Source organism: Thalassobius sp. MITS945101 (assembly GCF_047123305.1).
In the GTDB taxonomy this organism is placed as follows: domain Bacteria; phylum Pseudomonadota; class Alphaproteobacteria; order Rhodobacterales; family Rhodobacteraceae; genus Thalassobius.
Genome location: NZ_CP138918.1, coordinates 399,756 through 416,258, shown reverse-complemented (window position 1 = coordinate 416,258; position 16,503 = coordinate 399,756). Strand labels below are relative to the sequence as shown.

The 16,503-nt window shown below is 56.7% G+C and carries 29 protein-coding genes; 25 read left to right on the top strand and 4 right to left on the bottom strand.

All coding sequences use genetic code 11. From position 1 onward, the window contains the following. Window positions 1-271 precede the first annotated feature (271 nt). The 8 genes from SIC14_RS02190 to SIC14_RS02155 all read left to right on the top strand — a co-directional run bounded on the left by SIC14_RS02190 (window position 272) and on the right by SIC14_RS02155 (window position 5,037). Entirely contained in the window at window positions 272-640 is a 369-nt protein-coding gene (locus SIC14_RS02190) for a hypothetical protein (RefSeq protein ID WP_412564213.1), read from the top strand. A 230-nt stretch (window positions 641-870) separates the two neighbouring features. Further along, window positions 871-1,713 (top strand): 50S ribosomal protein L2, encoded by an 843-nt coding sequence (gene rplB, locus SIC14_RS02185; protein ID WP_412564212.1) that lies wholly within the window; start codon window positions 871-873, stop codon window positions 1,711-1,713. Window positions 1,714-1,716: 3 nt separating this feature from the next. Next, entirely contained in the window at window positions 1,717-1,995 is a 279-nt protein-coding gene (gene rpsS, locus SIC14_RS02180; RefSeq protein WP_412564211.1) for a 30S ribosomal protein S19, read from the top strand. 3 nt (window positions 1,996-1,998) lie between these two features. Then, complete coding sequence (gene rplV, locus SIC14_RS02175) at window positions 1,999-2,379, top strand: 50S ribosomal protein L22 (RefSeq protein WP_412564210.1); 381 nt, start codon at window positions 1,999-2,001, stop codon at window positions 2,377-2,379. Beyond that, entirely contained in the window at window positions 2,379-3,092 is a 714-nt protein-coding gene (gene rpsC / locus SIC14_RS02170; RefSeq protein ID WP_412564209.1) for a 30S ribosomal protein S3, read from the top strand. The genes rplV and rpsC overlap by 1 nt, the downstream gene beginning before the upstream one ends. 13 nt (window positions 3,093-3,105) lie before the next feature. Next, a complete protein-coding gene (rplP, locus tag SIC14_RS02165) occupies window positions 3,106-3,519 on the top strand; it encodes a 50S ribosomal protein L16 (RefSeq protein ID WP_058245156.1) in 414 nt (137 codons plus the stop codon). A gap of 98 nt (window positions 3,520-3,617) precedes the next feature. Next, complete coding sequence (locus SIC14_RS02160; RefSeq protein WP_412564208.1) at window positions 3,618-4,040, top strand: SMI1/KNR4 family protein; 423 nt, start codon at window positions 3,618-3,620, stop codon at window positions 4,038-4,040. A 229-nt stretch (window positions 4,041-4,269) separates the two neighbouring features. Then, window positions 4,270-5,037: an ion transporter gene (locus SIC14_RS02155; protein ID WP_412564207.1), complete on the top strand. Its 768-nt coding sequence runs from the start codon at window positions 4,270-4,272 to the stop codon at window positions 5,035-5,037. A 47-nt stretch (window positions 5,038-5,084) separates the two neighbouring features. On the opposite strand, the gene SIC14_RS02150 is transcribed toward SIC14_RS02155, so the two are convergent. Continuing rightward, window positions 5,085-5,705: a 2OG-Fe(II) oxygenase family protein gene (locus SIC14_RS02150; RefSeq protein ID WP_412564206.1), complete on the bottom strand. Its 621-nt coding sequence runs from the start codon at window positions 5,703-5,705 to the stop codon at window positions 5,085-5,087. A gap of 191 nt (window positions 5,706-5,896) precedes the next feature. Between SIC14_RS02150 and SIC14_RS02145 the strand changes: the two genes are divergently transcribed. From SIC14_RS02145 to rpmD, 12 genes are all read left to right on the top strand, one after another. Then, a complete protein-coding gene (locus SIC14_RS02145) occupies window positions 5,897-6,211 on the top strand; it encodes a hypothetical protein (RefSeq protein ID WP_412564205.1) in 315 nt (104 codons plus the stop codon). Between the two features lie 264 nt (window positions 6,212-6,475). Next, window positions 6,476-6,676: a 50S ribosomal protein L29 gene (gene rpmC, locus SIC14_RS02140; RefSeq protein WP_412564204.1), complete on the top strand. Its 201-nt coding sequence runs from the start codon at window positions 6,476-6,478 to the stop codon at window positions 6,674-6,676. Window positions 6,677-6,687: 11 nt separating this feature from the next. Beyond that, window positions 6,688-6,915 (top strand): 30S ribosomal protein S17, encoded by a 228-nt coding sequence (gene rpsQ, locus SIC14_RS02135; RefSeq protein WP_412564203.1) that lies wholly within the window; start codon window positions 6,688-6,690, stop codon window positions 6,913-6,915. A gap of 88 nt (window positions 6,916-7,003) precedes the next feature. Then, window positions 7,004-7,372: a 50S ribosomal protein L14 gene (gene rplN, locus SIC14_RS02130; RefSeq protein ID WP_412564202.1), complete on the top strand. Its 369-nt coding sequence runs from the start codon at window positions 7,004-7,006 to the stop codon at window positions 7,370-7,372. A gap of 1 nt (window position 7,373) precedes the next feature. Continuing rightward, window positions 7,374-7,679 (top strand): 50S ribosomal protein L24, encoded by a 306-nt coding sequence (rplX, locus tag SIC14_RS02125; protein ID WP_412564201.1) that lies wholly within the window; start codon window positions 7,374-7,376, stop codon window positions 7,677-7,679. After that, the gene (gene rplE / locus SIC14_RS02120) at window positions 7,679-8,239 is read left to right on the top strand and encodes a 50S ribosomal protein L5 (protein WP_412564200.1); all 561 of its coding nucleotides are present in this window, start codon (window positions 7,679-7,681) and stop codon (window positions 8,237-8,239) included. The genes rplX and rplE overlap by 1 nt, the downstream gene beginning before the upstream one ends. A 19-nt stretch (window positions 8,240-8,258) precedes the next feature. Beyond that, window positions 8,259-8,564 carry a 30S ribosomal protein S14 gene (gene rpsN / locus SIC14_RS02115; RefSeq protein ID WP_412564199.1) on the top strand — a complete coding sequence of 102 codons (306 nt, stop codon included), beginning with the start codon at window positions 8,259-8,261 and terminating at the stop codon, window positions 8,562-8,564. 12 nt (window positions 8,565-8,576) lie between these two features. Then, window positions 8,577-8,969 (top strand): 30S ribosomal protein S8, encoded by a 393-nt coding sequence (gene rpsH, locus SIC14_RS02110; RefSeq protein ID WP_412564198.1) that lies wholly within the window; start codon window positions 8,577-8,579, stop codon window positions 8,967-8,969. A gap of 10 nt (window positions 8,970-8,979) precedes the next feature. Beyond that, complete coding sequence (gene rplF / locus SIC14_RS02105; protein WP_412564197.1) at window positions 8,980-9,513, top strand: 50S ribosomal protein L6; 534 nt, start codon at window positions 8,980-8,982, stop codon at window positions 9,511-9,513. An 11-nt stretch (window positions 9,514-9,524) separates the two neighbouring features. Then, window positions 9,525-9,884, top strand: coding sequence for a 50S ribosomal protein L18 (rplR, locus tag SIC14_RS02100; protein WP_412564196.1), 360 nt, complete (start codon window positions 9,525-9,527; stop codon window positions 9,882-9,884). A 116-nt stretch (window positions 9,885-10,000) separates the two neighbouring features. After that, the gene (rpsE, locus tag SIC14_RS02095) at window positions 10,001-10,558 is read left to right on the top strand and encodes a 30S ribosomal protein S5 (RefSeq protein ID WP_412564195.1); all 558 of its coding nucleotides are present in this window, start codon (window positions 10,001-10,003) and stop codon (window positions 10,556-10,558) included. Between the two features lie 12 nt (window positions 10,559-10,570). Beyond that, window positions 10,571-10,759 carry a 50S ribosomal protein L30 gene (gene rpmD / locus SIC14_RS02090; RefSeq protein ID WP_412564194.1) on the top strand — a complete coding sequence of 63 codons (189 nt, stop codon included), beginning with the start codon at window positions 10,571-10,573 and terminating at the stop codon, window positions 10,757-10,759. A 63-nt stretch (window positions 10,760-10,822) separates the two neighbouring features. Here the strand turns inward: rpmD and SIC14_RS02085 are convergent, their stop codons facing one another. Continuing rightward, a complete protein-coding gene (locus tag SIC14_RS02085; RefSeq protein WP_412564193.1) occupies window positions 10,823-11,488 on the bottom strand; it encodes a hypothetical protein in 666 nt (221 codons plus the stop codon). Between the two features lie 114 nt (window positions 11,489-11,602). On the opposite strand from SIC14_RS02085, the gene SIC14_RS02080 reads away from it, so the two are divergent. From SIC14_RS02080 to SIC14_RS02060, 5 genes are all read left to right on the top strand, one after another. After that, window positions 11,603-12,013, top strand: coding sequence for a winged helix-turn-helix transcriptional regulator (locus tag SIC14_RS02080; protein ID WP_412564192.1), 411 nt, complete (start codon window positions 11,603-11,605; stop codon window positions 12,011-12,013). Window positions 12,014-12,227: 214 nt separating this feature from the next. Next, window positions 12,228-12,443 (top strand): DUF1127 domain-containing protein, encoded by a 216-nt coding sequence (locus SIC14_RS02075; protein ID WP_412564191.1) that lies wholly within the window; start codon window positions 12,228-12,230, stop codon window positions 12,441-12,443. A 258-nt stretch (window positions 12,444-12,701) separates the two neighbouring features. After that, entirely contained in the window at window positions 12,702-13,163 is a 462-nt protein-coding gene (gene rplO, locus SIC14_RS02070) for a 50S ribosomal protein L15 (protein WP_412564190.1), read from the top strand. Window positions 13,164-13,286: 123 nt separating this feature from the next. Further along, entirely contained in the window at window positions 13,287-14,654 is a 1,368-nt protein-coding gene (gene secY, locus SIC14_RS02065; RefSeq protein WP_412564189.1) for a preprotein translocase subunit SecY, read from the top strand. After that, window positions 14,651-15,229, top strand: coding sequence for an adenylate kinase (locus tag SIC14_RS02060; RefSeq protein WP_412564188.1), 579 nt, complete (start codon window positions 14,651-14,653; stop codon window positions 15,227-15,229). The genes secY and SIC14_RS02060 overlap by 4 nt, the downstream gene beginning before the upstream one ends. A 57-nt stretch (window positions 15,230-15,286) precedes the next feature. Here the strand turns inward: SIC14_RS02060 and SIC14_RS02055 are convergent, their stop codons facing one another. Continuing rightward, window positions 15,287-15,724, bottom strand: coding sequence for a BLUF domain-containing protein (locus tag SIC14_RS02055; RefSeq protein WP_412564187.1), 438 nt, complete (start codon window positions 15,722-15,724; stop codon window positions 15,287-15,289). A gap of 88 nt (window positions 15,725-15,812) precedes the next feature. Next, complete coding sequence (locus SIC14_RS02050) at window positions 15,813-16,223, bottom strand: BLUF domain-containing protein (RefSeq protein ID WP_412564186.1); 411 nt, start codon at window positions 16,221-16,223, stop codon at window positions 15,813-15,815. Window positions 16,224-16,503 lie beyond the last annotated feature (280 nt).

Genomic DNA, 16,503 nt, shown 5'->3' with positions numbered 1-16,503 from the left:
AAGTTTTGCGTACCCATTAAATTCAGGATTTGCCGTCTGAAGGCGCTACTTGCTGCAAGTTCGGTGCAGTAGTGGAAAAAAGGGCGTGTCTCGAGACTCCCCCCAGACCTGGAACAAAGAACGATTTTACTGCCGAAAAGCGGAAGATTGACACTACAAAGCCAGAAACGGGTGTCAGCCAAATTGGAGTAATCGTGTTAAAGAACCCGCAAACTGGACGCACCATTGATAGGGGCGTTCAACTCGACCTTTACCGACTGGATTAAGCTCAATGGTAGAAGAGGATGTTGGATTTAGTTTTGCGATGTCTTTGCGAGGGGAAGCATTTTACCCATCGGAACTTGATGTAGTTGTCGATGCAAACTTGGAAACTTTGTTGTCTCTCGATCCTGGTAGCACTTCGAAGTCTGGCCGCGTCTTGAGCACGGGCGTCCTTCATATCAAGGGTGATAGCATTGACTCATTGTATAGATTTGCAAAGAGAGTTTTGGAAAGTGCGGTCGGCGTGACTGCTGTTGAATTTGATGTTGCAAGGTTTTTTGATGGGCAATGTAACTTGGAGATCTCTGCCACGGAGATAGCGCAAATTTCCGAACTTGGTGGCGATCTTTCCATCTCGTGTTACGACAACGAAGACTGATGCATCCTATTTGTTTGCATCCCCCTAGACTCCCTTCACCATCCCTGTTACATCGCGCCCATCGTGAGGCCTCGGATTCGTTCCGGGGCCCATGATATTTGGAACTTTGGGACCTTCGGGGCCCTATGATCGGCCACCCTAGTAGGGCGTTTCCAGCGGGGAACAAACGGACGGGGGGCTATAACCTAAGGGTAGGCAATCGCCTGCCTCACAAAACGGAAGACAGAAGCATGGCACTTAAGTCGTATAAGCCGACTACGCCAGGCCAGCGTGGGCTGGTACTGATCGACCGTTCGGAGCTGTGGAAAGGACGCCCCGTCAAAGCCCTCACCCAGGGTCTGACGAAGAATGGCGGCCGGAACAACACCGGGCGGATCACGATGCGTCGCAAAGGCGGCGGGGCAAAACGCCTCTACCGTATCGTGGACTTCAAGCGTAACAAATTCGACGTAGCAGCAACCGTTGAGCGTATCGAATATGACCCCAACCGTACCGCCTTCATCGCACTGGTGAAGTACGAAGACGGCGAGCAGGCCTACATCCTGGCCCCGCAGCGTCTGGCAGTTGGTGATCAGGTTATCGCTTCGGCAAAAGCCGACATCAAACCCGGTAACACCATGCCCTTCTCGGGTATGCCCATCGGTACCATCGTTCACAACATCGAACTGAAACCGGGCAAAGGCGGCCAGATCGCCCGTGCAGCCGGTACTTACGCACAGTTTGTTGGCCGTGACGGCGGTTACGCTCAGATCCGTCTGAGCTCGGGTGAATTGCGTCTGGTTCGTCAGGAATGCCTGGCCACCGTTGGCGCCGTTTCCAACCCCGACAACTCGAACCAGAACTTCGGTAAAGCCGGTCGTATGCGTCACAAAGGCATCCGTCCGTCGGTCCGTGGTGTGGTCATGAACCCGATCGATCACCCCCACGGTGGTGGTGAAGGTCGTACCTCGGGTGGTCGTCACCCGGTTACCCCCTGGGGTAAACCGACCAAGGGCAAGCGTACCCGCAACACCAACAAGGCGTCGCAGAAGCTTATCATCCGCTCGCGTCACGCCAAGAAGAAGGGCCGTTAAGACATGGCACGTTCTGTATGGAAAGGCCCCTTCGTGGATGCTTACGTGCTTAAGAAAGCCGAAGCGTCGCGTGAATCGGGTCGCAATGAAGTTATCAAAATCTGGTCGCGTCGCTCGACGATTCTGCCCCAGTTCGTGGGTCTGACGTTTGGCGTTTACAACGGCCAGAAGCACATCACCGTCAACGTCACCGAAGACATGATTGGTCAGAAGTTTGGTGAATATTCGCCGAGCCGGACCTATTACGGTCACGCGGCTGACAAAAAAGCGAAGCGGAAGTAAGTCATGGGCAAGGCAAAAAATCCCCGCCGCGTGGCAGATAACGAAGCAATGGCGAAGACTCGCATGCTCCGTACCTCGCCGCAGAAACTGAACCTGGTCGCGCAAATGATCCGTGGCAAGAAGGTAGACAAGGCTCTGACCGACCTCACCTTCTCCAAAAAGCGGATCGCGCAGGACGTGAAGAAATGCCTTCAGTCCGCAATTGCGAACGCCGAAAACAACCACAACCTGGATGTGGACGAACTGATCGTGGCAGAAGCCTTTGTTGGCAAAAACCTGACCATGAAGCGCGGTCGTCCTCGGGCACGTGGCCGTTTCGGCAAGATCGTCAAGCCGTTCTCGGAACTCACCATCAAGGTGCGTCAAGTTGAGGAGCAAGCCTAATGGGTCATAAAGTCAATCCGATCGGCATGCGCCTGCAGGTGAACCGCACCTGGGACAGCCGTTGGTACGCCGATACCAAGGACTACGGTGATCTTCTGCTGGAAGACATCAAGATCCGCGACTTCATCAAAGAAGAGTGCAAGCAGGCTGGCATCGCCCGCGTGATCATCGAGCGCCCCCACAAGAAGTGCCGTGTGACCATTCACACCGCGCGTCCGGGCGTGATCATCGGCAAAAAAGGTGCTGACATCGAAGTTCTGCGCAAGAAACTGTCGAACATGACCGACAGCGAACTGCACCTGAACATCGTTGAAGTGCGCAAGCCCGAGCTGGACGCTCAGCTGGTTGCCGAGTCGATTGCTCAGCAGCTGGAGCGTCGTGTGTCGTTCCGCCGCGCCATGAAGCGTTCGGTTCAAAACGCCATGCGCATGGGCGCACAGGGCATCCGTGTAAACGTTGCTGGCCGTCTGGGCGGTGCAGAGATCGCGCGTACCGAATGGTACCGTGAGGGCCGCGTGCCGCTGCACACCCTGCGTGCTGACATCGATTACGCACACTGTGAAGCGATGACTCCGTACGGCATCATCGGCATCAAAACCTGGATCTTCAAAGGCGAAATCATGGAGCACGATCCTGCTGCTCGTGACCGTCGCGCTGCCGAAGCCCAGGATGGTCCCGCACCCCGCACTGGCGGCGGTCGCGGTCGTCGATAAGGAGAACTGAGTTATGCTTCAGCCAAAGCGTACTAAATTCCGCAAGATGCAGAAGGGCCGGATCAAGGGTCTCGCCAAAGGCGGCTCTGATCTGAACTTCGGCACCTACGGCCTGAAGGCAACCACACCCGAGCGTGTGACTGCCCGTCAGATCGAAGCTGCACGTCGTGCCATGACCCGTCACATGAAGCGTCAAGGTCGTGTTTGGATCCGTATCTTCCCCGACGTACCGGTCACTGCAAAGCCGATCGAAGTTCGTATGGGTAAAGGTAAAGGTTCGGTTGACCGCTGGGTTGCCAAGGTTAAGCCGGGTCGCGTGATGTTCGAAATCGACGGCGTCGACGAAGACATCGCACGTGAGGCCCTGCGTCTGGCCGCGATGAAACTGCCGGTGAAAACCCGCGTTGTTGTTCGTGAAGACTGGTAAGCCTTACCGCTTCTGAAAATTTCGAAACCCCCGTTGCGCAAGCAGCGGGGGTTTTGTTTTATCGAGGTCATATTTCGAGACGTTAGGAAGGCCCATTGATGTCACTACCTTTGGATGAAAAATTTGTTGTTCAGGCGGAGCAGAAACTTGGTGCCCGGCTGCCAGCCGATTACCGAGCAGCCATGTGTGGCAGAAATGGCGGAACTGTTTTCCACCTCAATGAGGAGTGGCGATTGCATCCCATCGCTGACACCTCTGACCGCAAAAGGTTGAAACGGACTTTTAACGATGTTGTTCTGGAAACGAAGGCGATGGCCAAATGGACGGGATGGCCGGAGCATGCTGTTGCGATTGCATCAAATGGTGCTGGGGATGCGCTCGTGTTCCTTAGGAGTGGTCGCAGTTGTGAAACGGCAGTCTACCTCTGGAACCATGAAACGGGTGCATTAACGCTACTGGTGCAGAGTTTTGCCGAGCTCTTTAGCGGGTCTCGCTCCGTTGTGCCAAACAGCGGGCGCTGAGAGAGTGGCGGGGATGCGTGCGTTCTTCGCGGCAGCTATGCATATTCACAAAGGGCCTTGCGAAAATCGAAGGTGGGTTTCCTGCGATTTGGTTTTGTACGGCCTGTCAACTGCGAGGCGGTGAAACAGTGCTAAACCGAAGTTACAGACGGCCGCGCTGTGGGTGGAGGCACCTTGCCTAACGGCGCAAAACCCCACATATAGCGCCCAGCGAACAGAGGGGCGAAACATGCGCGCGGCACTTTCAGAATTTCTCGACCGTCCGGTGGTGGGCAATATCATCATGGGCGTTATCCTGTTCAACGCCGCCATTTTGGGGTTGGAAACCTCGCCGGATGTGATGGCGTCAGCAGGAGGGTTGATCACCGCGCTGGATCAGATCTGCCTTGGGATCTTTGTGGTCGAGATCTGCGCCAAGCTGTTTGCCCGTGGGACCGCATTTTTCCGCTCCCCCTGGAACTGGTTTGATGCGTTGATCATTGGCATTTCGCTGTCTCCAGCCGGCGCCGGTCTGTCGGTACTGCGGGCGCTGCGGATTCTGCGCCTGCTGCGCGTTGTTTCGGTGGTGCCGTCGCTGCGTCGCGTGGTGGAGGCCTTTATTCTGGCGCTGCCCGGCATGGCCTCAGTCTTCTTGCTGACGGGGATCATCTTCTACATCGGTGCGGTGATTGCGACCAAGCTCTATGGTCCAACCTTCCCCGAATGGTTCGGCACGCTGGGCGGCTCGCTCTATTCCCTGTTCCAGGTGATGACGCTGGAAAGCTGGTCGATGGGCATCGTACGTCCGGTGATGGAACAGCACCCGATGGCCTGGCTGTTCTTTGTGCCGTTCATTCTGGTCACCGCCTTTGCGGTGATGAACCTTGTGGTGGGTCTGATCGTAAACTCGATGCAGGACGCTCATGCCGAGGAAACCAACGCCGCAACCGATGAATACCGTGAAGAGATGTTTGCCCGACTCGAGCGGATCGAGAAGGCGCTGCAGGCGCGCGACTGATCCTTAAAAGGAAATGGCCCCGGTTGGGGCCATTTTTGGTTCTAAGGTTATTCCCATTTGTAGTTGAAGCTGACCGAGACGCGGTCGTCTTCGACCATGTTCATCGGTACCTCGTGGCGCAGCCAGCTTTCCCAGAGCAGCACGTCACCGACTTTGGGTTTCATATAGACAAAGGTCTGCAGGTCGCGGCGGGCGTCTTTCTGGCGCGGGGGGGCGGCCATCATGCGACCGGAGCGGGGATCTTCCAGTTTCAGCGCCGAGGTGCCTTCGGGCATGGCAACATAGGTGGTGCCGGAGATCACCGAATGGGGATGCAGGTGCGAGCTGTGCATGCCGCCTTCGGGCAGGATGTTGATCCAGAGATCCTCCAGAACCAGTTTGCGATCATCGAGGTTGAACTCCAGATCCTTGGCAAAGGCCATGACATGTTCGTCCAGCGCCTTGATGACATCGGCAAAGATCGGCGAGCGCCAGCCAAGGTCCGTCAGCGAGGCATAGGAAGTGTAGCCTGGATAGCCGTTTTCCTCACACCAATCCTGACCGGCCTCATCATCTTCGGCTATGCCGTAGCAGGAGGCTTCGAGTTCATCGGCATCGACCCCGGGGCCGAATTCGTTAAGTTCCGCGCGGTAGACCCGCGTGACAAAGAGCGATTCAATCTGTGACATGACTTGGTGATACACCCGCGCTGCGGATTGGGGTAGGGGGTGTGACGATTGGGGCGAAATTGCCGTGCAAGCCGAGATGTGCGCCTAGCGGCATCGGTGAGCATTCGCTTTCGGCCAATTAAGGTCTGTCAACGCCGCAAGGAAACTTGTACTCAATTTCCCTAGGGCTGAGGTGTGAATTGGAGGATATTTTGAAAACGGTCGAGGCTGTGGTTGACGCCTTCAAAGCCCCACAGCGGATCGAGGTCTCGGTGACCTTTGCCGATGTTGTGGATAATGTAGCTTCAGATCCGGTGTATTTCCAACGCGATGGTTTGGGCAAATGGCAGGCCTTAATTTTCGGGGCGCCTGGTGCTGCCTGCTATCTTGTCACTGCTCCGGTTGACCAAGAAAACGCAGGCTGTTCGGTTGTGTTTGATCGTTGCGGGCACTGGGCGCCTGAAACAATCGTCAGTAACCTTGTCGAGGTAACTGGGCAACCAGGCATTCTTTGGTCATCACCCTGAGCAATTTCTCTGTTCGGCCATTGCTTTGACGCCGAGTTCGGCTGGAAGTCTAAGCAGGGCCTCGCAAAATGATTTCGTTGGCTCGCATTCTGGAATGCGCGCCCAACATCTTTCCCTTGCTCCCACCCCGATATCCCCCTATAGAGCGTCATCCTGCGGATTCGCAGGCTGTAGGGATTCGTCCGTGCAGAGAAAACCCACCAGGCAAAAGGTGACCCAAACACATAGCGGGGCCTTCTGGTGTAGTAGAAAGGAAAAGGCGACATGAACGCCAATGAACTGCGTGATAAGACGCCGGATCAGCTCCGTGAGGAACTGTCGGCTCTTAAGAAAGAAGCGTTTAACCTGCGCTTTCAACAGGCCACCGGTCAGCTCGAAAACACTGCTCGCATGCGTGAAGTCCGTCGTGACGTCGCCCGCGTTGCCACTGTGCTGAACGAAAAAGCCCAAGCGGCTGCTGAATAAGGACCTGATTGATGCCCAAACGTATTCTTCAAGGCACCGTGACCTCGAACGCAAACGAACAGACCGTAACTGTTTCGGTAGAACGCCGCTTCACGCACCCTGTTCTGAAAAAGACCATCCGTAAGTCCAAAAAGTACCGGGCTCACGATGAGAACAACCAGTTCAACGTCGGTGACTCCGTCCGTATCCAGGAATGTGCACCGAAGTCGAAGACCAAGCGTTGGGAAGTGATCGTCTAAGCTTCCGCTTATTCGATCTCCCCGCTTATTAGCGAAACCCTGGGGATCCGGACACCTGCAAGTCCCCCCATAGGTCGGGAGAAACCAAATGATCCAGATGCAGACAAACCTGGATGTTGCTGACAACAGCGGCGCGCGCCGTGTTCAGTGCATCAAGGTCCTGGGTGGCTCACACCGTCGTTACGCCTCCGTAGGTGACGTAATCGTTGTTTCGGTGAAAGAAGCCATTCCGCGCGGTCGTGTGAAAAAGGGTGACGTGCGTAAAGCCGTCGTCGTTCGCACCGCCAAAGAAGTACGTCGTGAAGACGGCACCGCGATCCGTTTTGATCGCAACGCAGCTGTTATCCTGAACAACAACAACGAGCCGGTTGGTACCCGTATCTTTGGCCCGGTTGTTCGTGAGCTGCGCGGCAAAGGCATGATGAAGATCGTGTCGCTGGCTCCGGAGGTGCTGTAAGATGGCTGCTAAACTGAAAAAAGGCGACAAGGTCGTCGTGCTGACCGGCAAGGACAAGGGCAAAGAAGGCGTGATCGCTTCCGTTGACCCGGCTGCCGGTAAAGCTGTTGTAGATGGCATCAACATGGCCATCCGCCACACCCGTCAGAGCCAGACCGCTCAGGGCGGCCGCCTGCCTAAGGCGATGCCGATCCAGCTGTCGAACCTGGCGATCCTGGACGCAAACGGCAAAGCAACCCGCGTTGGCTTCCGCATGGAAGGTGACCAGAAGGTACGCTTCGCCAAGACCACGGGGGACGTGATCTAATGACTGATGCAACTTACACCCCGCGTCTGAAGACTCAGTATGTCGAAACCATCCGCGCAGCTATGAAAGAAGAGTTCGCGTATAAAAACGACATGCAGATCCCGCGTCTGGACAAAATTGTCCTGAACATCGGCTGTGGCGCAGAAGCTGTCAAAGACAGCAAAAAAGCCAAAGCTGCTCAGGAAGATCTGACCAAGATCGCAGGTCAGAAGGCCTTGACCACCGTAGCCAAGAACTCGATCGCGGGCTTCCGCGTGCGTGAAGGTATGCCGATGGGTGCGAAAGTGACCCTGCGCGGCGACCGCATGTATGAATTCCTGGATCGTCTGATCACCATCGCAATGCCTCGTATCCGCGACTTCCGCGGCGTTTCGGGCACGTCGTTCGACGGTCGCGGCAACTACGCCACCGGCCTGAAAGAACACATCGTGTTCCCCGAAATTGACTTCGACAAAGTTGACGAAGTTTGGGGTATGGACATCGTGATCGCCACCACCGCGAACACCGATGCGGAAGCTAAGAGCCTGTTGAAAGCCTTCAACATGCCCTTCAACAGCTAAGCGCGGGGAGATTAGAGTAATGGCTAAGAAATCCATGGTCGCTCGTGAGGTTAAGCGTGAGAAGCTGGTAGCAAAATATGCTGCTAAGCGCGCTGCCCTCAAAGAGGTCATCAACGACAAAGAAAAGCCGATGGAAGAGCGTTTCCGCGCTTCTCTCGCGCTTGCGAAACTGCCGCGCAACAGCTCGGCTACCCGTCTGCACAACCGTTGTCAGCTGACCGGTCGTCCCCATGCTTACTACCGTAAGCTTCGGGTCAGCCGTATCATGCTGCGGGAACTGGGCTCGTTTGGCCAGATCCCCGGTCTGGTGAAATCCAGCTGGTAAGGGAGAGAAGATATGAACGATCCTATCGGCGATATGCTCACCCGTATCCGTAACGCTCAGATGCGTGGTAAATCGACTGTGTCGACCCCCGCTTCCAAGCTGCGCGGCTGGGTTCTGGATGTACTGGCTGACGAAGGCTACATCCGCGGCTACGAAAACGGCACCGGTGTTGATGGTCATCCGACCCTCGAAATCGAGCTGAAATACTACGAAGGCACCCCTGTCATTCGCGAACTGAAGCGGGTTTCGAAACCCGGTCGTCGCGTATACATGGGCGTCAGTGACATCCCCGTTGTCCGTCAGGGCCTGGGCGTGTCGATTGTCAGCACTCCGAAAGGTGTGATGTCGGATGCGAACGCACGCTCCAACAACGTTGGCGGCGAAGTGCTCTGCACCGTCTTCTAAGGAGGTCTGAATGTCTCGTATTGGTAAAAAGCCGGTCGAACTGCCCAGCGGCGTAACCGCCACTGTGTCGGGTCAGACCATCGAAGTGAAAGGCGCGAAAGCGTCCCAGAGCTTCACCGCAACTGATGATGTTTCCATCTCTGTTGAAGAGAACACTGTTGTTGTCACCCCGCGTGGCAACTCCAAGCGTGCTCGTCAGCAGTGGGGCATGTCGCGCACCATGGTGGCCAACATGGTCAAAGGTGTGACGCAGGGCTTCAAAAAAGAGCTGGAGATCAACGGTGTTGGTTACCGTGCTCAGATGCAGGGCAATGTCCTGAAGCTGAACCTCGGTTACTCGCATGATGTGAACTTCGAAGTGCCGGCCGGCGTAACCGTCACCGCACCGAAGCCCACAGTGATCATCATCGAAGGCGACGACGCACAACTCGTTGGCCAGGTCGCGGCGAACATCCGCGAATGGCGTAAGCCCGAGCCCTACAAAGGCAAAGGCATCAAATACAAAGACGAGTTTATCTTCCGCAAGGAAGGCAAGAAGAAGTAAGGACCAGAGTAATGGCAAACAGCAAAAGAACCCTGTTTCTGAAGCGCCGCCTGCGCGTCCGGAACAAACTTCGCAAAGTGAACGTCGGCAAGCTGCGCCTGTCGGTTCACCGTTCGAACAAGAACATCAGCGCTCAGCTGATCGACGATGTGAACGGTGTAACTCTGGTTTCGGCTTCGTCGCTGGAAAAAGACCTGGGCGTTGTTGGCAAGAACAACATCGAAGCAGCTGCCAAAGTTGGCGCAGCTGTTGCGGAACGCGCCGTCAAGGCTGGCCACACCGAAGCATACTTCGACCGTGGCGGTTTCCTGTTCCACGGCAAGGTGAAGGCTCTGGCCGACGCTGCGCGTGAAGGTGGCCTGAAGGTCTAATGACCTGCGGGGGGCGCCTGTCGCCCCCCCGATGATCCGGGGCTGTCCTTTCGGGGGCAGTCACCAGGATTGAAACAACAGGCGCCGCAATGCGCCATTCAGAAAGGAATGCCGAAATGGCAGAACGTGAAAACCGCCGGGACCGTCGCGATCGTGACGAAGCTCCGGAATTCGCAGATCGTCTCGTCGCGATCAACCGTGTGTCGAAAACCGTTAAAGGTGGTAAACGCTTCGGCTTCGCCGCTCTGGTGGTTGTTGGCGATCAGAAAGGCCGCGTAGGCTTCGGTAAAGGTAAAGCGAAAGAGGTCCCTGAGGCCATCCGCAAAGCCACCGAGCAGGCCAAGCGCAACATGATCCGCGTACCTCTGAAAGAGGGCCGCACCCTGCACCACGACATGGAAGGTCGTCACGGCGCCGGTAAGGTTGTCATGCGCACCGCTCCGGAAGGTACCGGGATCATCGCAGGTGGTCCGATGCGTGCCGTCTTCGAGATGCTGGGCATCAAAGACGTTGTGTCGAAGTCGATCGGTTCGCAGAACCCCTACAACATGATCCGCGCAACCCTGAACGGCCTGACCAAAGAGTCGAGCCCGCGTTCGGTTGCTGCACGTCGTGGCAAAAAAGTTGCTGACATCCTGCGTAAGGACGAAGCAGCTGCCCCGGCAGACGCGTAAGGAGAACGACCCATGGCTAAAACCATCGTTGTAAAACAGATCGGCTCGCCGATCCGTCGCCCCGCAGACCAGCGCGCCACCCTGGTGGGTCTGGGCCTGAACAAGATGCACAAAACCCGTGAGCTTGAAGACACTCCTGCCGTTCGCGGCATGGTGCGCAAGATTTCTCACATGGTTGAGATCATCGAAGAGCGCGACTAAGCAATCGCTTCTAGAAAATTGGAAACGCCCCGACCGCAAGGTTCGGGGCGATTTCTTTTGCGGTTACGCTGCTGCTGTCTGCAGGGGCATAGCTTGGCGGGAACGTGGCCAGTACAGATAGGCAATCAGATAGCCCAGACCGATGTTCATGCTGAGGTAGATCAGCGTGGTCACCGGCGACAGCAGGGCGACGGGGGCCAGCACCACCACAGCTCGGGCCAGCCAGCGCGTGACATTGGCAGCCCGTCCGTTTTGCAGGATCAGGAATGATAGGGTGAGGGTCAGCAGCAGGCCAAAGTTGAACTTGCTCTGGGTCACCACTGTTTCAAAGGTGATCCGCGCCATATCGGGTAACACGCCACGTTCGGCCGCAGCGGCGATTGCCAGGATGTGGTTGTTCTCGATGAAGTCGAGGCCCGCAGTCATCAGCACGGCGATCACCGCAAGCAGGCCCGCCATCCGACGTTCGGGCACCAGCGGAACTATGGCAAAGACCATCGTCACGTAGGAAAAGATATACATCGTATCCAGCGGGTAGATCAGCCGCAGCACTGGGGCCGCGTCAGTGATGGCGGCGCCATAGGCCTCAGGTGTGCCGTGGCGCAGGATCGATTCGAAATCCTGAAAACCCGTGCCGTTCTGCACCGAAATGCCCACCATCAAGGCCACCATCGTTGCTCCAAATCCCGCGCAGAGCGCCACGAGGCGGGGCAGGTTGGTCTGTGTCATGTCCTTATTCCTTTCAATCTGAGCCCATGCTGCGACTCAGTTCCAATGTTGAACTTACTATTGGTTTGCATAGTCAGTTCCATCTTGCAACTCTCTGATTGGAAGGAAGGCAGCATGAAACGACACGACTTCTCACAATGGGATTGCTCATTGGCGCGGACAGTGGACATCATCGGTGACTGGTGGACGCCGCTGATCCTGCGCGACGCGGCGCGGGGGGTGACGACGTTTGACGACTTCCACCTGTCCCTTGGCATCAGCCGCAACACGTTGACACAACGCCTCAACCGGCTGGTCGAGCACGGTATGCTGCAAAAGACGCTCTATAGTGAGCGGCCCAAACGCTATCGCTATGTGATGACGCCGCAGGGGGTGGATTTTGTGCCGGTTCTGATGGCGATGGCGGCCTGGGGCGATAAATGGATCGCCGATGCCGCGCCGCCGTTCCGGTACGCCACAAAACCTGTGGGGCAGAGGCCACGGCACGTGTGGTCTGTGCCTGCTGCAACGAACCTCTGGCGCTGAGCGATCTGGAACCCCTGGTCGAGACTGCCTGAGGTAACAGCCAGATAACGCCGCTTTGGCGTTTTAGTGAACTAGCCATGCATATTCTGCAGAGCAGTACGGCGGAGTCTGCGATTCTCCTGTGTGGGCGGGTGGCGTATACGGTTCCTGTCACTAAGAGACATGACAAGAACAGCGGGGAATAGGCCCCGTCCGACACTTAGGAGTAATCGATATGGCTTATGCAGCTACCACCACCACCGCCAGCTTTAACCTGGTTGCCCGTTTGACCGCCGCTTACGAAGGCTTCAAAGCCGCCCGCAAGCGCCGCGCCGCCTATGATGAGACCGTGCGCGAACTGTCCAAACTGACCAACCGTGAACTTTGGGATCTGGGTCTGGACCGCAACGACATCGAGCGCGTTGCCTTCGACCACGTCTACAAAGTCTGATCAACGCGCCTCCTCCCGGTGCATGATGCAAGGCCTCCGCACTCTGCGGGGGCTTTTTGCTTTTCCGCTGGATCGTTGCTGGGTTCCGGGACGTTGGGTCACTTGGCACCACCCTACAATCTACGCCCCCTTGATCCGCTGGCCTCTGTCGCGTATAGGCACCCGGTGGCTCTCTATGGGTCATAGAATCAACAAGCAAAAAACGCCGTGTTTGACCCGCTTACGCTTCAGGGGTCAGTTCCGGCAAGGAGAAGCGATATGAAACTGAATGAACTCCGCGACAATCCTGGCGCAACCAAAAAACGCATGCGCGTTGGCCGTGGCCCTGGTTCGGGCAAAGGTAAAATGGGTGGCCGTGGTATCAAAGGTCAGAAATCCCGTTCGGGTGTAGCGATCAACGGCTACGAAGGTGGCCAGATGCCATTGTACCAGCGCCTTCCCAAGCGCGGCTTCAATGTTCCGAACCCCAAGAAATACGCCGTTCTGAACCTGGGCCTGCTGGCCAAGTTCATCGAAGCCGGCAAAATCGACGCCTCCGCGCCGATCACCGAAGATGTGCTGGTCGAAAGCGGCCTCGTACGCCGCAAACTGGACGGTATCCGCATCCTCGCCAAAGGCGATTTCAACACCAAAGTTGAGCTGGATGTGACCGGTGCCTCCAAGTCGGCAGTTGAAGCTGTTGAAAAAGCTGGCGGCTCGCTGAAGGTCAAAGGCGCGTAAGTAACGCCTTAACGGGTTGTGAGCGGCGGCTTCGCCGCTTACATAAGATCCCAGTTTTCCTAAGAACGCCGCCGGAGCTGGAAAACGCTCTTGGCGGCGTTTGTCATATAAGAGAGACCGCGCATGGTATCTGCAGTAGAACAAATGGCCGCGAACACCAGCTGGTCCGCCTTCGGTAAGGCGACCGAGCTGCGCAGCCGCATCCTGTTCACCCTGGGCCTTCTGATTGTTTATCGTCTTGGCACTTTCATTCCCGTTCCCGGCATCGACGGCAACGCGCTCCGTGAATTTATGGACGGCGCAGCGGCGGGTCTGGGGGGCATCCTGTCGATGTTCACCGGTGGCGCACTGGGACGGATGGGTATCTTTGCCCTTGGCATCATGCCCTATATCTCGGCCTCGATCATTGTTCAGCTGCTGACCTCGATGGTTCCGGCGCTGGAACAGTTGAAGAAAGAGGGCGAACAGGGCCGTAAGAAGATCAACCAGTACACCCGCTACGGCACCGTGTTTCTGGCCACGTTGCAGGCCTATGGTCTGGCGGTCAGCCTGTACACCGGGGATCTGGTGCAGCCGGATCTGGACTACTGGTTCTTTGTCGTTTCCTGCGTGATCACCCTGGTGGGCGGCACCATGTTCCTGATGTGGCTGGGCGAGCAGATCACCCAGCGCGGCATCGGTAACGGTATCTCTCTGATCATCTTCGTCGGCATCATCGCCGAGGTTCCTGCCGCACTGGCCCAGTTCCTGAGCCAAGGCCGTTCGGGCGCCATCAGCCCCGGTGTCATCATCGGTGTGCTGGTCATGGTCGTTGCGACCATCGGCTTTGTGGTGTTCATGGAACGCGCGCTGCGCAAGATCCACATTCAGTATCCCCGCCGTCAGGTGGGTATGAAGGTCTATGATGGCGGCTCCAGCCACCTGCCGATCAAGGTAAACCCGGCGGGTGTGATCCCGGCGATCTTTGCCTCGTCGCTGCTGCTGTTGCCAACCACCATCTCGACCTTCTCGGGCAACCAGACCGGTCCGATCATGTCGACCATCCTGGCCTATTTCGGCCCCGGTCAGCCGCTGTATCTCTTGTTCTTCGTGGCGATGATCGTCTTCTTCGCCTTCTTCTATACCTTCAACGTCTCCTTCAAGCCGGATGATGTTGCGGACAACCTGAAGAACCAGAACGGCTTTATCCCGGGCATCCGTCCCGGCAAGAAAACTGCTGAATACCTGGAATATGTCACCACCCGTGTGCTGGTTCTGGGTTCGGCCTATCTGGCAGCGGTCTGTCTGCTACCGGAAATCCTGCGCAGCCAGCTGGCTATTCCTTTCTACTTCGGTGGTACCTCGGTGCTGATCGTGGTGTCCGTGACCATGGACACCATCCAGCAGGTGCAGAGTCATCTTCTGGCGCACCAGTATGAAGGTTTGATTGAAAAATCTCAGCTGCGCGGCAAGGGCAAAAAACGCAATCGTAAGGGACCGTCTCGTCGATGAACATTATTCTGCTTGGACCGCCCGGCGCGGGCAAAGGAACTCAGGCCGCCAATCTGGTGGAAAGCCGCAACATGATCCAGCTCTCCACGGGCGACATGCTGCGCGAGGCAAAAGCCAGCGGCACTGAGATGGGCAAACGCGTTGCCGACGTTATGGCACGTGGTGAGCTGGTCACCGATGAGATTGTCATCGGCCTGATCCGTGAAAAGCTGGAAGGCGACAAAAAAGGTGGTTTCATCTTTGACGGCTTCCCCCGCACCCTGGCCCAAGCAGACGCTCTGGGGGAATTGCTGGCGGAGAAGGGTGAAGACCTTGCTGCCGCCGTGTCGATGCAGGTGGATGATGAAACGCTGGTGGCCCGGGTTGTAAACCGCGCCGCCGAAGCGGTCGCTGCCGGCAAAGAAGCCCGGGCGGATGACAATGAAGAAAGCGTGCGCTTCCGTCTGACGGAATACTACAAGAAGACCGCGCCGCTGATCGGCTACTACTATGCCAAAGGCCTGCTGAGCACGGTTGATGGTCTGGCGGATATTGCCACGGTCGAAGCCGATATCGCCAAGGTGCTGGACGCCTGATCTCCGCGATAGGTTCGTAAAAAAACACCCGGCCCCTGGTCGGGTGTTTTTACTTGATCAAAGCCGTTTTGCCGCCCGCAGCCCTTCTGGGAGCGGGGCAGGTTCCGGCAGTCGGGACAGTTGCAGCAGGATGCCAGACAGCAATTGGGCGTGGGATTGCGACGGTTCGGGGCTGGTCTGATTGATCAGCGATAGCATATCGGCAAACCGTCTGTAGCCCATGGACCAGCTGCCGAAAGCGCGGCTGTCCGCGTGCCAGGTTCCCAGCAGGGCCACATGCCGGTGGCGGGGATCCTGCCTGATTTTGTCAAACAGTGTCAAAATGGTGCCCTGCGGCCCTTCAAGGTGCTGGCAGAACCGATTGCCGGTGCGGACCAGAAAACCTGTCACCCTGTTTGCATTGTTGTTCAGCAAGGACTTGCGGAGGATTTCAATGTCCTCACTGCCGTCGCTGCCGGGCAGGGCGTCGCTTTGATAGATCAGTTGAAATACCATGAACCCTCCCGTTGGATTTAAGGGCAGAGAGGTAATATTCGACTATCTGAACATGTTTGCACAGCCGTGCAAGCCACGTCAATGCAGGTTAAAGGGCAAAAACACCCTGGCTGGAGGTGGCCATCTTGTGCAACCCGTGCAGCAGGGCCGTGGCCTGGTCCTTGTCGGCGGAGGGTTTGTCCGCATCAAACTGGGGTAGGGGGCGGTCGAAACTGCGATAGGCCATCGACCAGTCGCCAAACATCCGGGTCTCTGCTTGCCACTTGCCAATGAACCTGACGCTATGGTGCCGCGGATCCTTGTTTATGTTTTCGAACAGGGGCCGCACCGTTGCTTCGGCGCCTTCAATCACCTGCACAAAACGACGGTCCCGACGCAGCAGCATTCCGGTGATGCCATGTCGGGCATTGTTGGCCACCGCAGTCTCGAGAATGTCCAGATCGGATTGATGACCGATTGGGTAGGCGGCGCGGCTGATGTAAAGGCGCCTGAAAATCATTTGCTACTCGTGAGATGCGGAATATGTGCAGAATTTTGCATGAATGCTCAAAGCCGGTCAATTGCGACGTAATGCACGCGGGTGTAAGGGATATTTGCCAGGATGGGCACGTTTGCAGGCGCAGCGCTTGACGCTTGGTGAAAAACCTCTTACGGAACATGCCTTATGAAAATGTGATTCCCCTCGGGTCGCTCCCGATTGCGAATCGAACACCTGATCAGCGGAGGCCCGGCGCATCACGTCGGGCTTATGTTGTGAAAAAAGGTTCTGGAGCTACGGA

What these genes read in the sequence shown, in the direction of transcription:
- SIC14_RS02190 (WP_412564213.1), top strand. Translation starts at nt 272, where the DNA reads ATGGTAGAAGAGGATGTTGGATTTAGTTTTGCGATGTCTTTGCGAGGG.
- rplB (WP_412564212.1), top strand. Translation starts at nt 871, where the DNA reads ATGGCACTTAAGTCGTATAAGCCGACTACGCCAGGCCAGCGTGGGCTG.
- rpsS (WP_412564211.1), top strand. Translation starts at nt 1,717, where the DNA reads ATGGCACGTTCTGTATGGAAAGGCCCCTTCGTGGATGCTTACGTGCTT.
- rplV (WP_412564210.1), top strand. Translation starts at nt 1,999, where the DNA reads ATGGGCAAGGCAAAAAATCCCCGCCGCGTGGCAGATAACGAAGCAATG.
- rpsC (WP_412564209.1), top strand. Translation starts at nt 2,379, where the DNA reads ATGGGTCATAAAGTCAATCCGATCGGCATGCGCCTGCAGGTGAACCGC.
- rplP (WP_058245156.1), top strand. Translation starts at nt 3,106, where the DNA reads ATGCTTCAGCCAAAGCGTACTAAATTCCGCAAGATGCAGAAGGGCCGG.
- SIC14_RS02160 (WP_412564208.1), top strand. Translation starts at nt 3,618, where the DNA reads ATGTCACTACCTTTGGATGAAAAATTTGTTGTTCAGGCGGAGCAGAAA.
- SIC14_RS02155 (WP_412564207.1), top strand. Translation starts at nt 4,270, where the DNA reads ATGCGCGCGGCACTTTCAGAATTTCTCGACCGTCCGGTGGTGGGCAAT.
- SIC14_RS02150 (WP_412564206.1), bottom strand. Translation starts at nt 5,705, where the DNA reads ATGTCACAGATTGAATCGCTCTTTGTCACGCGGGTCTACCGCGCGGAA.
- rpmC (WP_412564204.1), top strand. Translation starts at nt 6,476, where the DNA reads ATGAACGCCAATGAACTGCGTGATAAGACGCCGGATCAGCTCCGTGAG.
- rpsQ (WP_412564203.1), top strand. Translation starts at nt 6,688, where the DNA reads ATGCCCAAACGTATTCTTCAAGGCACCGTGACCTCGAACGCAAACGAA.
- rplN (WP_412564202.1), top strand. Translation starts at nt 7,004, where the DNA reads ATGATCCAGATGCAGACAAACCTGGATGTTGCTGACAACAGCGGCGCG.
- rplX (WP_412564201.1), top strand. Translation starts at nt 7,374, where the DNA reads ATGGCTGCTAAACTGAAAAAAGGCGACAAGGTCGTCGTGCTGACCGGC.
- rplE (WP_412564200.1), top strand. Translation starts at nt 7,679, where the DNA reads ATGACTGATGCAACTTACACCCCGCGTCTGAAGACTCAGTATGTCGAA.
- rpsN (WP_412564199.1), top strand. Translation starts at nt 8,259, where the DNA reads ATGGCTAAGAAATCCATGGTCGCTCGTGAGGTTAAGCGTGAGAAGCTG.
- rpsH (WP_412564198.1), top strand. Translation starts at nt 8,577, where the DNA reads ATGAACGATCCTATCGGCGATATGCTCACCCGTATCCGTAACGCTCAG.
- rplF (WP_412564197.1), top strand. Translation starts at nt 8,980, where the DNA reads ATGTCTCGTATTGGTAAAAAGCCGGTCGAACTGCCCAGCGGCGTAACC.
- rplR (WP_412564196.1), top strand. Translation starts at nt 9,525, where the DNA reads ATGGCAAACAGCAAAAGAACCCTGTTTCTGAAGCGCCGCCTGCGCGTC.
- rpsE (WP_412564195.1), top strand. Translation starts at nt 10,001, where the DNA reads ATGGCAGAACGTGAAAACCGCCGGGACCGTCGCGATCGTGACGAAGCT.
- rpmD (WP_412564194.1), top strand. Translation starts at nt 10,571, where the DNA reads ATGGCTAAAACCATCGTTGTAAAACAGATCGGCTCGCCGATCCGTCGC.
- SIC14_RS02085 (WP_412564193.1), bottom strand. Translation starts at nt 11,488, where the DNA reads ATGACACAGACCAACCTGCCCCGCCTCGTGGCGCTCTGCGCGGGATTT.
- SIC14_RS02080 (WP_412564192.1), top strand. Translation starts at nt 11,603, where the DNA reads ATGAAACGACACGACTTCTCACAATGGGATTGCTCATTGGCGCGGACA.
- SIC14_RS02075 (WP_412564191.1), top strand. Translation starts at nt 12,228, where the DNA reads ATGGCTTATGCAGCTACCACCACCACCGCCAGCTTTAACCTGGTTGCC.
- rplO (WP_412564190.1), top strand. Translation starts at nt 12,702, where the DNA reads ATGAAACTGAATGAACTCCGCGACAATCCTGGCGCAACCAAAAAACGC.
- secY (WP_412564189.1), top strand. Translation starts at nt 13,287, where the DNA reads ATGGTATCTGCAGTAGAACAAATGGCCGCGAACACCAGCTGGTCCGCC.
- SIC14_RS02060 (WP_412564188.1), top strand. Translation starts at nt 14,651, where the DNA reads ATGAACATTATTCTGCTTGGACCGCCCGGCGCGGGCAAAGGAACTCAG.
- SIC14_RS02055 (WP_412564187.1), bottom strand. Translation starts at nt 15,724, where the DNA reads ATGGTATTTCAACTGATCTATCAAAGCGACGCCCTGCCCGGCAGCGAC.
- SIC14_RS02050 (WP_412564186.1), bottom strand. Translation starts at nt 16,223, where the DNA reads ATGATTTTCAGGCGCCTTTACATCAGCCGCGCCGCCTACCCAATCGGT.